This window comes from Niabella terrae (genome assembly GCF_054783135.1).
The window spans coordinates 294,383-307,519 of record NZ_BAAGRD010000008.1; the positions used below are offsets into that span (position 1 = coordinate 294,383).

At 48.6% G+C, this 13,137-nt stretch carries 13 protein-coding genes; 6 read left to right on the forward strand and 7 right to left on the reverse strand.

Annotated elements, in window-relative coordinates:
* The first annotated feature begins 56 nt into the window (after positions 1-56).
* The 3 genes from ACYVI9_RS09420 to ACYVI9_RS09430 all read left to right on the forward strand — a co-directional run bounded on the left by ACYVI9_RS09420 (position 57) and on the right by ACYVI9_RS09430 (position 1,505).
* Positions 57-485 carry a metallophosphoesterase gene (locus ACYVI9_RS09420; protein ID WP_460763798.1) on the forward strand — a complete coding sequence of 143 codons (429 nt, stop codon included), beginning with the start codon at positions 57-59 and terminating at the stop codon, positions 483-485.
* A 9-nt stretch (positions 486-494) separates the two neighbouring features.
* Positions 495-836 carry a metallophosphoesterase family protein gene (locus ACYVI9_RS09425; protein WP_460763801.1) on the forward strand — a complete coding sequence of 114 codons (342 nt, stop codon included), beginning with the start codon at positions 495-497 and terminating at the stop codon, positions 834-836.
* Positions 837-962: 126 nt separating this feature from the next.
* The gene (locus ACYVI9_RS09430) at positions 963-1,505 is read left to right on the forward strand and encodes an SRPBCC family protein (RefSeq protein ID WP_460763803.1); all 543 of its coding nucleotides are present in this window, start codon (positions 963-965) and stop codon (positions 1,503-1,505) included.
* A gap of 3 nt (positions 1,506-1,508) precedes the next feature.
* Here ACYVI9_RS09430 and ACYVI9_RS09435 read toward each other — a convergent pair whose 3' ends face one another.
* A complete protein-coding gene (locus tag ACYVI9_RS09435) occupies positions 1,509-3,677 on the reverse strand; it encodes a cation:proton antiporter domain-containing protein (RefSeq protein ID WP_460763805.1) in 2,169 nt (722 codons plus the stop codon).
* 20 nt (positions 3,678-3,697) lie between these two features.
* Positions 3,698-4,255 carry a hypothetical protein gene (locus ACYVI9_RS09440; protein WP_460763808.1) on the reverse strand — a complete coding sequence of 186 codons (558 nt, stop codon included), beginning with the start codon at positions 4,253-4,255 and terminating at the stop codon, positions 3,698-3,700.
* A gap of 242 nt (positions 4,256-4,497) precedes the next feature.
* Between ACYVI9_RS09440 and ACYVI9_RS09445 the strand changes: the two genes are divergently transcribed.
* The 3 genes from ACYVI9_RS09445 to ACYVI9_RS09455 are packed head-to-tail and all read left to right on the forward strand — an operon-like array spanning position 4,498 to position 8,335.
* Positions 4,498-4,845, forward strand: coding sequence for a HesB/IscA family protein (locus tag ACYVI9_RS09445; protein ID WP_460763811.1), 348 nt, complete (start codon positions 4,498-4,500; stop codon positions 4,843-4,845).
* Between the two features lie 31 nt (positions 4,846-4,876).
* A complete protein-coding gene (locus ACYVI9_RS09450; RefSeq protein WP_460763813.1) occupies positions 4,877-5,857 on the forward strand; it encodes a TerC/Alx family metal homeostasis membrane protein in 981 nt (326 codons plus the stop codon).
* Between the two features lie 9 nt (positions 5,858-5,866).
* Positions 5,867-8,335, forward strand: a complete 2,469-nt coding sequence (locus ACYVI9_RS09455) for a bifunctional UDP-N-acetylmuramoyl-tripeptide:D-alanyl-D-alanine ligase/alanine racemase (RefSeq protein ID WP_460763816.1) — start codon at positions 5,867-5,869, stop codon at positions 8,333-8,335.
* A 13-nt stretch (positions 8,336-8,348) separates the two neighbouring features.
* On the opposite strand, the gene rpiB is transcribed toward ACYVI9_RS09455, so the two are convergent.
* The 5 genes from rpiB to murA all read right to left on the reverse strand — a co-directional run bounded on the left by rpiB (position 8,349) and on the right by murA (position 13,092).
* Entirely contained in the window at positions 8,349-8,801 is a 453-nt protein-coding gene (rpiB, locus tag ACYVI9_RS09460) for a ribose 5-phosphate isomerase B (RefSeq protein ID WP_460763819.1), read from the reverse strand.
* Between the two features lie 12 nt (positions 8,802-8,813).
* Complete coding sequence (tatC, locus tag ACYVI9_RS09465; RefSeq protein WP_460763822.1) at positions 8,814-9,680, reverse strand: twin-arginine translocase subunit TatC; 867 nt, start codon at positions 9,678-9,680, stop codon at positions 8,814-8,816.
* A 90-nt stretch (positions 9,681-9,770) separates the two neighbouring features.
* Positions 9,771-11,018, reverse strand: a complete 1,248-nt coding sequence (locus tag ACYVI9_RS09470; protein ID WP_460763824.1) for a hemolysin family protein — start codon at positions 11,016-11,018, stop codon at positions 9,771-9,773.
* A 121-nt stretch (positions 11,019-11,139) separates the two neighbouring features.
* A complete protein-coding gene (gmk, locus tag ACYVI9_RS09475; RefSeq protein ID WP_460763826.1) occupies positions 11,140-11,715 on the reverse strand; it encodes a guanylate kinase in 576 nt (191 codons plus the stop codon).
* Positions 11,716-11,787: 72 nt separating this feature from the next.
* Positions 11,788-13,092, reverse strand: coding sequence for a UDP-N-acetylglucosamine 1-carboxyvinyltransferase (gene murA / locus ACYVI9_RS09480; protein WP_460763829.1), 1,305 nt, complete (start codon positions 13,090-13,092; stop codon positions 11,788-11,790).
* Positions 13,093-13,137 lie beyond the last annotated feature (45 nt).

Consider the following 13,137-nt stretch of genomic DNA (forward strand, 5'->3'; position numbering starts at 1 on the left):
ACGGGTTCGGCTATGCCGGATACCCAGATCCTCCTCATATTTTAAAATAGTGTATTATGCAGATTCAGTTTGCTTCGGATCTCCACCTGGAGTTTCCGCAGAATGCGTCCTATATGAAGCGACACCCCTTGCAGCCGGTGGCCGAAGTACTGGTGCTGGCCGGAGATATCCTGCCTTTGCGCGCAATCGAAACGTACCGGGATTTTTTCAATTATCTCTCGGATCATTTTGCGGCCACTTATTGGCTGCCGGGTAATCATGAGTACTACGATTACGATTTGTCACTCCGGTCGGGAAAGCTACAAGAAAACATACGGGATAATGTATTTCTAGTCAACAATACTACAGCAGATCACGGTTCCCTGCGGCTGGTATTTTCCACCTTATGGAGCCGGATCAGTCCGCGGTGGCAGTTCCGGATTGAAGCATCCTTGAACGATTTTCATATGATACGCTACGGGACCCGTAAGCTGGATATTGAATAGTATAATCAGTTGCATCAGGACAGCCTGGACTTCATACGGCAGACTGTTATGGATGCGGCGGCGGAACAGTTGGCAGTGTTTACGCATCATTGTCCCACCTTTCAGCATTATCCTCCAAAATACAAAGGGGACCCCCTGAATGAAGCCTTTGCTGTGGATGTGGATGCCCTGATTGAGCATTCGCGTATCGCTGCCTGGGTTTACGGTCATCACCATTACAACACACCGGCGTTCTGTATCGGAAATACCAGGATGCTTACCAATCAACTGGGATATGTTCAGTTGGAAGAACACGACTTGTTTAGAAACGACTGTTTTATGGACCTGAAATCCACCTGCGGCTGTCCCTGAAAATAGCAATAGTACCAGCTAAAAGGTAGTGGGTTTTCCTGTTTGAGATCAAGTCTTTTTCTAAAACTAAAACAGTAACTTTGAAATAAGACATTGTCTACCGGAACTCTACAAAACGACTGCTGCATGCGTTTCCTGCGATACCTGGTTTTGGGCCTGTTGGCTGCCATCCTGCTTGTGCTGATTGCAGCGATTTTTGTGGGTCGCGATTTTAGTTATAAGAAAACCATACATATTTTTGCCCGACCACAAAAGGTATGGACCCATGTCAATACCATTAAAAAAATAAATACCTGGAATCCCTGGCTGCATAAGGACAATGGCATGAATGTGCTGATTTCCGAGCAGGATGGAAAACCCGGTGCCAAGCTCTGCTGGACCAGTAACAGAAGAGTCGTGGGCAGGGGTTGCCTGATCTTTAAAGAACTGAAGCCCTACCGTCTGGTGGAATGCCAATTGCAACTTATTAGCCCACATCATATAGATGGTCAGATGTATATCCGGATAGAACCGGCAAAAGTATATGGTTCCATGGTCAGCTGGGAATTCAAGGGGCAGCTCCCTTATCAGTTGCGCCTGATACATTTGTTTACCGGCGTCAGTCGCTATCTGGAAAAGGAAATGTCACGGGGGCTGGGCCAGCTGAAACATCACTGTGAAAACCGTTAATTTTTATTTTCGCCAGATTCTTTTACGGAGTTTTTTTCCGGCCTTATTGATGGCGCCGAACTGTTCACTGATGGTTTCGATCAGTTTGCCATCTGCCTGCTGAATGTCTTCCATATTGATGCCCGTGTCCAGTTGCTTCGGATAAAGGAGCATGAAACTCACCTTTTTAAAATAATTTGACAGATAGTATGGCAGTTTATTCAGTTGGCTGATATAGGAATTATGGTCTTTGCGCGAAGACACGATTACAAATAAGTCATTGGCATTAATCTCACGGGTAAATACCAGAAAATCGTCCCAGTTGTAAAAAGAAGTATAAATAGCCTCCGTAGGGTTCTGAATATACTGAAGGACCGTTTTAATGGCTTGCAAAGTAGCATCGGTGCCGTAAAATTTAAGCTTCATTCCCGAGATTTTCCCGATAGATTCTAATTTCTGTACCCAGTGCGTGAATCCCGGATCGGTTTCACCATGCGGCGGCACCAGTACAATCATTCTTTTCAGGGTATTGAAGGGCTGTGCCGGGCGATAGACATAAATCGTCTCAAAAGTGCGTCGGATGATGTTTTCCGTGATTTCTCCAAAGAAGACTTTTTCGTCGGCACCCTGATGCAATCCAATAACCACATCGGTAATCTGCTGTTCCTTGATGGTATAAATGATACCATTGCTGATACTGGAGTCGTATCGGAGCAGTGGCGTGACAATATTTTCTGAGTCTGCTGCATACTTAATGGCGTTATCCAGTATTTTTCTTCCTTTACCAGCGGCGTTAGTGGCTTCGCTTTCGTCCTCCACAATGTGAAGGACATACATCGGCAAATCCGATTTGCCCGTTTTCAACATGACAGCCAGATCCATCAGGTCATTGGCAATCGCAGGATAGGCTACTGATATCAATACTTTTTCTCCGGGTTTGAACTGGGTGGTTGATGCATCTCTTTCTTCCTGTATCAATGCCAAAGATTTAGAGGCGCGCTCCGTAATAAAAGAGGAAATGCCGCAACTGACCAGGATCAGCAGTACCGTACCATTCAGGACATCTTCATTGAGTAACCGGATGGGATCGCCCACAGGCGTCTCGCCGATAATGATATTATAGCCGACAAGCACGATTGCCAGCGTAGCAGCCGCATGGGAAGAACTGAGGCCATGTAGCAGGCCGCGTTCCCAAACGTTGAATTTGAAAATTTTAGCGGTAAGCCAAGCAGAAACCAGCTTTCCCGAAATGGCCACAAGGATAATGACCCCGGCTACCCTGGCTGCCTCCCAGCTTTTGAACAGGACTTTGAGGTCCACCAGCATCCCCACACCGATCAGAAAAAAGGGAATAAAAATGGCATTCCCGACGAAATTGATGCGCGTGGAAAGCCCCGAAGAATGCGGAATAAATTTGTTCAGCACCAGTCCGGAAAAAAACGCGCCGATGATGGGTTCCAGACCGGCGACTTCTGCCAGAAAGGAAGCCAGAAATACCATACCCAGGACGAAGATATACTGTGATACGCTGTCATCAAATTGTTTAAAAAACCACCGGATGATGATGGGGAATACGAAAAATACAATGCATACGAATATGATCGAGGAGATACCCAGCTGCAGCCAAAAGCTATCACTTACCTGAGACTGGGTCATGCCGGAGACCGCTGCCAGTAAAAGCAGTGCAGCCGTATCAGTAATCATCGTACCGCCGACAGCAATGGCTACTACGCTATTGTGGGTGATGCCATACTTGCTGGCAATCGGATAAGATACCAGGGTATGGGTGGAAAACATGCCTCCCAGTAAAAGAGAGGGCATCAGATTAAATCCGAGGACATGATAACCGGCCAGGAATCCCAGTGTTAATGGTATCAGAAAGGTAATCAGGCCAAAAGCAAGTATTTTAGATTTGTTTTTCTTGAATTCTGCAAGATCGATTTCAAGCCCGGCCAGAAACATGATGTACAGCAGTCCTACGGTTCCGAATAACACGATACTCATATCCCTTTGGAGCAGGTTCGTAGCGTGCGGCCCTACCAGTACCCCTGCGATAATAAGGCCAATGATATGCGGGACCTTTATTTTCGCAAATAGTATCGGTGCGAAAAGTATTATAAATAATACCAGCGCAAAGATGATGACCGGATTGGTTAACGGCAAACTAAAATCTGAAGTTGCTAATAATACCATAATAATGGAACGGTGCCGGCTTATAAGCGGTTGGCGTTTAAAGAATAAGTTGTTTTACAGTCGGCCATAATAATTTCCCTGATGCCGTCCATTTTTCCTTCCTTCAGGATACGCATCGTCACATCCATATTACTGGTGCCGGAAGCGTGTTCTGAAAGTTGCAGGCCACTTTGGGTATAACCACCTTTATAGATCCGGGCCAGGGTTTTGCCGGAATAGGCTTTGGCAGTAATGGCATGCTCATTTACACTGAACTCCCAGATTTCCGTTTTAACGTCACCTATGGCCGACCCGGGACAGGAAGTTTCCACACACTGCATTTTTACCTGCCAGCGTCCCAAAATGGAGGGGCCATGGATCGCTACCGAGTCGATTTCACGTTTGGTGCTGTCCAGCCGAAACTCTCTTTGCTCCAGCAACCTTTCCTTTTCCGACAACTGGTTCTGCCAGGCGCTTAGTTGCTGTTGTTGCTGTTTCAGTTCCGCTTCTTTTTGCTTCTGCTGCTGTTGATCGTGGCTCAACCCGCAGGAACCCAGGACCAGGATGCCGAGTAGCATTGTCATTAAACCTGTTCTCATCATTCGAATGTAGCGTTTTTGTTGGGTAAAGAACGGCAATTCTGCTAAAAATTCAATCCCTGAACCCGGCAAATTCTACCGACTTCGGGCTGCCAAATCCCTGGTTTCCGCAGGAATATGGTAACTTTGTCCTTCCGGGAAAGTTTTCTTCTTTCCGGGGGTAAAATCTACCGGAGGGTGAACAATTTATTATTGAGATTGTTGCCGTCCTTGAGCCGGTGCTCAAAACAAGAATCAATAGCATGGATACAACATTTGCAGCAGACAGTATTAAAATCAGCGATACCGCCAAAGCGCGTATTCTTGAAATTCTGAACTCGGGGAAGGACCGGGACCGGTTTTTAAGAGTCAGTGTGGTAAGCGGTGGCTGCTCCGGACTCAGCTATAAATTAGATTTTGACAGTGAAGAAAAGCCTGCAGATCAGATATTTGAGGATAATGATATCAAGATCGTAACCGATATGAAAAGCCTGTTGTATCTGCTGGGAACCACTTTGGAATTCTCCGAAGGACTGAATGGCAAAGGTTTTTATTTCAATAATCCCAATGCATCCCGTACCTGTGCCTGCGGAGAGAGTTTTTCCGTGTAAACCCTGATTGATCAATAATATCTGTTTCTGAATGACACATGAACAAATCACGTACCTTGTTTTTGGGATAGTGATCCTATTTGCCCTTGTTTTTGACCTGGGACTGCTGAGTAAAAAAGGCGAAATCATCACCATTAAAAAAGCATTGCTCCAGACTTTTTTCTGGGTAGCCCTCTCACTGGCCTTTTTTGTATTCGTCTGGTTTGAAGACGGTAAGACCCTGGCGATTGAATACATCAGTGCCTATCTGATGGAATGGAGCCTGAGTATTGATAATATTTTTGTTTTTATTCTGATATTCACTTCTTTTGGCATTAAAGAAAAACATTACGGAAGGGTATTACTGATCGGGATCCTGACCGCAATTCTTCTCCGAATCATTTTTATCGCCGTAGGCGTTAGCCTGGTCAACAAGTTTGAATGGATCCTGTATCTGTTCGGCGCCTTCCTGCTGTATACCGGTATCAAAATGTTTTTACCCCATGATCAGGAGGCTGAAAAGGATCCCCATGATTATGCATTCTACCGGCTGATCAAAAGACTCATTCCCATGGTACCCCATGACGGCGGTGGGCGTTTTACCGTACGGGAAGGAGGAAAAAAAAGATATACCATACTTTTTGTCGTCGTTTTGATGCTGGCCGGAATCGACATTGTATTTGCACTGGATTCTATTCCTGCCGTTATGGGTATTTCGCGACATCCCATGGTCATTTACACTTCCAATATATTTGCGGTACTGGGCCTGCGGTCACTATTCTTCCTGCTCAAAGGCGCTGTCAATAAGTTTGAGTATCTGCAACAGGGTATTGCGATCGTTTTGATTTTTATCGGTGTAAAGATGATTGCCGAACACTGGATTTCCGCCTGGATCCCCAAACAGCAAATGGTGGTGATTTCCCTGGGCGTTATTCTGGTCTGTATCACCGGCAGCATCCTGGTGTCGGTAATCAGGAAGCCGCGCAAGGACCTGTCAGCCGGAGAAAATGAGCCCCCGGCACCCCAACCCTGATGAGACCCCATGTATCAACTCAAGGATATCGCAGGATTTCTGGGCCTGTCAACACGCAGGCTGCCTGTGGCAGAGATCACCATCCTGCTTACGGATAGCCGTAAGCTGACCGATCCGACCCGGTCCCTGTTTTTTGCCCTGAGCGGTCCCCGTCGAAACGGCCATCAGTTTATCGGATTGCTCTATCAAAGTGGCCTCCGGTATTTTGTAGTGGATCAGCCGGTAGACAGAAAAAAATATCCCGGAGCAGTATTTTTAAAGGTAGCGGACGCAGGTGCTGCCCTGCAAGAGCTGGCTGCCTGTCACCGGCAGCGCTTCGATTATGAGGTCATCGGCATTACGGGCAGTAATGGAAAGACGGTGGTGAAGGAATGGCTGTATCAACTGCTGCACAAGGAATACCGCATCGTCCGAAGCCCCAAAAGTTATAATTCCCAAATCGGCGTACCGCTCAGTGTCTGGCAGATGGCTGACCGCCACGAGCTGGGCATTTTTGAAGCCGGCATCAGTCAGCCTGGAGAAATGGAAAAACTGGAGACGGTTATCCGGCCTACCATCGGCGTACTGACGCATTTTGGCACCGCTCACAGTGAAGGCTTTAAAAGCCGCAGCCAGAAACTTACAGAAAAACTACAACTCTTCGGACAGGCCCGCCTGGTCATCGCCAATGGGGATCAGCCTTCGATCCGAAAGGCGGTGCAGCAATTGCCCGGCCGGATTTTTTTCTGGGGAAAGAGCGGCGAGAACCACTTGCAGCTGCGCCGTGTAAGGCGGCAGCGTGGCGGCGCGCTGATCCACCTGGTCTATGAAGGGCGTCCTTTGGAGCTGGCCCTACCCCTGCAGGACGCGGCGTCCATTGAAAATGCTATTAGCTGTTGTGCCCTGTTACTCTGCATGGGGCTTTCGCCGGAATTCATCCGCGAAGCTGTCAGCCGCCTGCAACCTGTCAATATGCGACTGGCTTTTAACCGGGGGCTTCACAATTCTGTCATTATCAATGACAGTTACAGTGCGGATACCGATTCCCTTTCCATTGCGCTGGATTTTCTGACACAGGTAGGCAAAGGTCTTGAAAAAACCGTCATCCTTTCTGACTTTATGCAGGGGGGGCAGGAGCCCCGTCTGATCTATGAAGAAATTCTCGATCAGTTACAGCGTCATGAGGTTCGCCTGTTGATCGGGATTGGTCCCCATATGCAGGAGCTGCTGCCACAGCTCCTCAGCGGACGAAAGAAAAAATTAACTTTTCGCAGCTATCGGAATACCCAGGAATTTCTCCAAGCGTTCCCCGCCATGCGGTTTAAGGACCAGGCGATTCTGATCAAGGGCGCCCGGGTTTTTACCTTTGAACAGATTGCGGCCCTGCTGGAACAGAAAGCCCATCAAACGGTCCTGGAGATTAACCTGGACGCCATCGCCCATAATTTCAATGCTTTTCAACAGTTATTAGCACCCCGGACACGCATGATGGTCATGGTCAAGGCTTTTGGCTATGGCAGCGGCGGATCGGAAATCGCGGCCCTGTTGGAATACCGGCAGGCGGATTATTTCGGTGTGGCTTATGCCGATGAAGGCGTAGAACTGCGGCAAGCCGGTATCCGGACGCCGGTGATGGTGCTGAACCCCGAGCCGGCTGCCTTTGATGCCATTACGGATCACCGGTTGGAGCCCGATATCTATGGTTTTGAACAATTGGATGATTTTGAACAACATGTGCAGGATGTGGGTCTTAGTGCCTATCCGATTCATATAGAACTCGAAACCGGCATGAATCGGCTGGGTTTTGATCCGGCACTGGTCGACCGGCTGGGCGCCCGGCTGAAAGACCAGCCCTGGCTGCGTCCGCAATCGGTTTTCAGTCACCTGGCTGCCAGTGAAGACCACCGCTCTGATGCTTTTACCCGTCGGCAGTACCAACTTTTTATGGATGCGGCCGCGCGCCTGGAAGAATTGCTGGGTTACCCGCTAATCAAACATATCGCCAATAGTGCGGCTATCCGCAGAATGCCGGAACTGCAGCTGGATATGGTCCGTCTGGGCATTGGCCTCTACGGTATCGGCGGTAAGGCAGGACCCACCCGGTTGTTGCCTGCCCTCACACTAAAAACTACCATTGCCCAAGTCAAGCAACTGCCACCTGGTGCGACGGTGAGCTATAACCGCCGGGGCCGGATTGTAAAAGAATCCCTGATCGCAACGGTACGGATCGGTTATGCCGATGGCTATTCCAGAAAGCTGGGACAGGGCGTGGGATACATGCTGGTCAGAAATAAAAAAGCACCGGTAGTCGGTACGGTCTGTATGGATATGGTCATGATTGATGTCACCGGCATTAAAGGGGTCCGGCAGGGTGACGAAGTGCTGGTTTTTGGTGAGGGGCTGCCGTTGGAAGAACTGGCCCGGAAAGTCGGTACCATCCCTTACGAAATCATGACCGGGATATCTCAACGGGTTAAACGGGTTTACTGGAGTCTGTGATCCGCCCGCTGTTTCAACAACTTATTTTCTGAACCCGGTTTTCATGACGACCTCCTTCAAAGGCAGTCTGGATAAACACTTCGATCATTTCTTCGGCAACCGATTCCGAAACAAAACGGGCAGGAATACAGAGGATATTGGCATTATTGTGCTTGCGGGCCAGTGAGGCTATTTCATCGTCCCAACAAAGGGCCGCCCGTATATCAGCGTGTTTATTGGCAGTCATGGCTACACCGTTCCCACTGCCGCAAAGCAGGATACCGAAAGCAAAAATGCCGTTGGCGACCCCTTCAGCCACCGGATGTGCAAAATCTGGATAATCTACCGAATCGGCGGATAGGGGACCGAAATCCTGGAAGCCAAGACCCTTGCCTTCCAGAAATGAAACGACCTGTTCCTTCATGGCGAAGCCGGCATGATCCCCGCCAATTGCCACTTTTCGGCTTAAATCAAATGTTGTTTCCATACCATTATATTTTTAGCTCCATTCCTCCGGAGTTTCCTCCAGTTGTTTCTTTTCTCCACGGGCAGCCAGTGCAATACTGATTTCAAACAACAGATATAAGGGTACTGCCACCACCGCCAGACTGAACGGATCAGTGGTCGGTGTAATGATGGCAGCGGCAATTAAAATTACAACAAAAGCGTGTCTTCTGAATTTTTTTAACACCTTGGAAGTGATGATACCGGCGCGGGAAAGCATCAGGATCAGCAGGGGCAGCTGAAACAACAGGCCAACACCCACAGTGGTATAAATGATATTTTCCAGATAATCCGAGAAGACGGGCTGGATCTTAATCATTTCACTGAGCTTATAATTAAAATAGAAGTTGACCATCAGCGGGGTCAGTATAAAGTAACCAAAACACACCCCGATAAAAAACAGGGTAGAGACCCAGAAAATGATGCCGCTGGACTGTTTTTTCTCAGAACTTGACAAAGCAGGCTTTACAAAACGCCAGATCTCCCAGAAGATATAGGGGAAAGCCAGAATGAAACCGCCGATAAATGCCACAGTAAATGAAGCGATAAACTGTCCGGTCATGGTGGTTTCCTGAAACTGAATCTCGGTATCCTTAAAACAGAGCGAATCCCCTACACCGACTTTCTGGCCAATGGAACAAAGCCATTGGGAAGAAATAAAATTGGGTTTCGCCGGTCCGAAAATAATATCATCCACAAAAAAATCGGTAAAAATAAAAACCAGTATCGCGCAGATAACGACCGCCAGGATGGCGCGAATCAGGTGCCAGCGAAGCACTTCCAGATGGTCAATAAATGACATTTCGTCTTCGGAGCCCTTGCTGCCTTCGCTGCGCTTGCGTAAAAAATCCATTAAAGCCATGTGTAAAAAAAATATGTACGCAAAGATGTGGTATTATTGGCAATACGCAATACAAGAGCCGGAATTGTTGCGATGGTATTGCCGGCGGCGCTATTTAAGTTTTTTGAGTTTGGTCATCTCTATACGGGTATGGGTAACCGCCAGGATATCAAACTCATAGTCCCGGATGATAATCCGCTCTTTCTGGCCCGGGATGGTTTCGTGGTGATTGATAATATAGCCCGACAGGGTTTCGGCCTCATTGCCCTCGAAAGAGAGCTCGTATTTTTCTTCCAGATAGTCCAGTTCCAGCCGGCCGCTGAAAATAAATTCATTTTCAGATATCTGTTTGTCCACGAATTTTTCGGTATCGTATTCATCCCAGATTTCACCAAAAAGTTCTTCCAGCAGGTCTTCCATGGTGATGATGCCAGCCGTGCCGCCGAATTCATCCACCACCCAGGCAATGCTTTTGGCTTCCTTGCTGAACTTATGGATCAGGTCTACCGCATTCATACTCTCCGGTACCGCCATGATATGGATCAGGATGGAAGAAATATCAGCTGGTTTTTTAAACAGATCCAGCTGGTGCACATATCCCAGAATATTATCGATGGCGTCTTCATAAACAATGATCCGGCTGCGCTTGGTTTCGCTGAATTTCTGCAGCAGGTCATCCACCGAAGTCTTCACGTCGACGGCAATGATTTCCTTTCGGGGCACCAGGCATTGTTTGATGCGGACATGGGGCAATTCCTGGGCATTTTCCAGCAACTGGGTGCTGGTTTCAGCCTTACGTTCACTCCGCAGCCCTTCGGCAAACATAAAACGCAGATCGGAGCGCCCCAGGGGTGATTTGTTCTTGTCCAGCCTTACGTTAAAGACATATTTTAAAATCCAGTTGGAAATTTTGAAAAGGGCAGAAGTCACCGGGGCAAAAAGCCAGTAAAAAAAGTCCGCCAATATCGAAAGCCGGCTCAGCAGGCTATTGCTTTTAGCCCGGAAAATAGCCCGCGAGATAAATTCTACCAGCAGCAGGACCAGGACCAGGTTGAGCAGTATTTCCAGAAGAATCTGGGTGCTTCTTACCTGGATATTCAGCCGTTCCCAGATGGGACGCATGACTTCGGCCGTGAGCAATACAAATGCGGTCAGGGCCAGGATATAGCCGGTAATGGCGGAACCCAGAAAAATGGCGGGACTACTGACAAATTTGCCCATCCGGCGTCCTGCCGTGGTATCCTGTTTGCGTTTGAGTTCGATATTCAGGCGGTTGGCGCTGTAGAAAGCCATTTCAATACCCGCGAAGAACATCATAAACAACAACGCAACAATCCATAATATAAGCGTCGAATCCATATGTTAAAGATACAATCCTGCAAGTATCATACCGATAGATTTTCTGGTGGACGACCGGTAAAAGTTCTATGGGTTCCTTTTTTGAGCCGCCGACCACCCTGTCGTTTGGAAGCTCCGGCTGCTATAGACCCAGGAATTTTCGTATCAGGTCCTCTGCTTCCTGGCAGGCTTCCTGGAGATCGTCATTGACCACCACATGATCAAAATGGTCACTGAATGACATTTCATACTCTGCTTTATTGACACGGGTCTGCAGGGATTCCTCTGTTTCGGTACCCCTGCTCGCCAGCCTGCGGGCCAGTTCCCTTACGGATGGTGGCTCAATAAAGATCGAAAGGGACTGGCCGGGATATTGTTGCTGAATATGTATGGCGCCTTTTACGTCAATGTCCAGAAGGGGGAAAGTATGGTTGGCCCAGAGCCGGTCAATTTCTGATTTCAGGGTGCCGTAATACTTGCCTTCGTAAACCATTTCCCATTCCAGAAAAGCGCCTTCTCTGATTTTCTGCTGGAACTGGTCCACCGACATGAAATGATATTCCCGGCCGTTTTTTTCGCCGCGCCGGGGTTTGCGGGTGGCTGCTGAAACCGAAAAAGCCAATTGCGGAAACTTTTCCAGCAGGTATCGGGTGATGGAAGTTTTGCCCGCGCCGGAAGGTGCGGTAATAATAAGGATCTTATTTTTTGAGGAAGCCATGGGCTACAAATTACGGAAATTGTCTTTGTAGAAAAAAATCCGTTGGTGCCGTATGGACGGCAGCTATATCGGTCACAGCCGACGGATATCGGCACCGAGCTGTTGCAGGCGGGTATCAATATACTGGTAGCCCCGGTCGATTTGTTCAATATTCTGGATGCGGCTGGTACCTTCCGCACTCAGTGCAGCGATCAGCAGGGCTACGCCGGCCCGGATATCGGGACTGCTCATGGTAATACCCCGCAAGGAATGGGCGCGTTCCAGGCCAATGACTACTGCCCGGTGCGGATCACAGAGGATGATCTGGGCGCCCATTTCGATGAGTTTATCTACGAAAAAAAGGCGGCTTTCGAACATTTTCTGATGGATCAGCACGCTGCCCTGTGCCTGAATGGCCGTCACCAGTACGATGCTCAGCAGGTCCGGCGTAAAGCCCGGCCAGGGATGATCGTAAATAGTGAGCACCCCACCGTCAAAATATTTCTGGATGGTATAGCGTTCCTGGGAAGGAATATAGATATCATCACCCCGGAATTCCATCTGAATGCCCAGCTGCCGGAATTTCTCAGGAATAATACCCAGATGGCTGATCCCTGCATTTTTAATAGTGAGTTCACTCTGTGTCATTGCAGCCAGACCGATAAAAGAGCCAACTTCAATCATATCGGGCAGGATGGTATGGCGGGTGCCACCCAGGTAGTCCACGCCTTCGATGGTCAGCAGGTTGCTGCCGATGCCGCTGATTTTGGCGCCCATCAGATTCAGCATATTGCAAAGCTGTTGCAGATAGGGTTCGCAGGCGGCATTGTAAATCGTCGTCGTGCCCCGGGCCATGGTGGCGGCCATCACGATATTGGCCGTACCGGTTACGGAAGGTTCATCCAATAACATATAGCTGCCTTTCAGTTCGGGTGCTGTTAAATGAAAAAAACCGTCTTCGGCATTGTATTCCAGCTGGGTGCCCAATTGCTGAAACCCAATCACATGGGTGTCCAGCCGGCGGCGTCCGATCTTGTCTCCGCCCGGCTTGGGTATAAAGGCTTTCTGAAAGCGGGCCAGCATCGCGCCGGCCAGCATGACACTGCCCCGCAACCGGCCACTTTTCTGCTTGAAAGCCGCACTGTGCAGGTATTCGATATTAACCTGATCGGCTTTAAAGACACATTCACTGCGACTGATACGGTTGACTTTGACGTTCATTTCGCTCAGCAGTTCAATGAGCAGGTTGACGTCCAGGATATCGGGAATATTGTTGATGGTTACTTCTTCGGGGGTAAGCAGTACGGCGCTGATTACCTGCAGGGCCTCATTTTTGGCACCCTGTGGCTGGATCGCCCCCTGCAGTCGTTTACCGCCCTGTACTTCAAAAACATTCATCAGGAATCTTATTTTTTTACGAAGATAAAGGCAAACCGATGCACC

Excerpts from the sequence above, each read along its gene's own strand:
- ACYVI9_RS09420 (WP_460763798.1), top strand. The coding sequence starts at position 57 with ATGCAGATTCAGTTTGCTTCGGATCTCCACCTGGAGTTTCCGCAGAAT.
- ACYVI9_RS09430 (WP_460763803.1), top strand. The coding sequence starts at position 963 with ATGCGTTTCCTGCGATACCTGGTTTTGGGCCTGTTGGCTGCCATCCTG.
- ACYVI9_RS09435 (WP_460763805.1), bottom strand. The coding sequence starts at position 3,677 with ATGGTATTATTAGCAACTTCAGATTTTAGTTTGCCGTTAACCAATCCG.
- ACYVI9_RS09440 (WP_460763808.1), bottom strand. The coding sequence starts at position 4,255 with ATGAGAACAGGTTTAATGACAATGCTACTCGGCATCCTGGTCCTGGGT.
- ACYVI9_RS09445 (WP_460763811.1), top strand. The coding sequence starts at position 4,498 with ATGGATACAACATTTGCAGCAGACAGTATTAAAATCAGCGATACCGCC.
- ACYVI9_RS09450 (WP_460763813.1), top strand. The coding sequence starts at position 4,877 with ATGACACATGAACAAATCACGTACCTTGTTTTTGGGATAGTGATCCTA.
- ACYVI9_RS09455 (WP_460763816.1), top strand. The coding sequence starts at position 5,867 with ATGTATCAACTCAAGGATATCGCAGGATTTCTGGGCCTGTCAACACGC.
- rpiB (WP_460763819.1), bottom strand. The coding sequence starts at position 8,801 with ATGGAAACAACATTTGATTTAAGCCGAAAAGTGGCAATTGGCGGGGAT.
- tatC (WP_460763822.1), bottom strand. The coding sequence starts at position 9,680 with ATGGCTTTAATGGATTTTTTACGCAAGCGCAGCGAAGGCAGCAAGGGC.
- ACYVI9_RS09470 (WP_460763824.1), bottom strand. The coding sequence starts at position 11,018 with ATGGATTCGACGCTTATATTATGGATTGTTGCGTTGTTGTTTATGATG.
- gmk (WP_460763826.1), bottom strand. The coding sequence starts at position 11,715 with ATGGCTTCCTCAAAAAATAAGATCCTTATTATTACCGCACCTTCCGGC.
- murA (WP_460763829.1), bottom strand. The coding sequence starts at position 13,092 with ATGAATGTTTTTGAAGTACAGGGCGGTAAACGACTGCAGGGGGCGATC.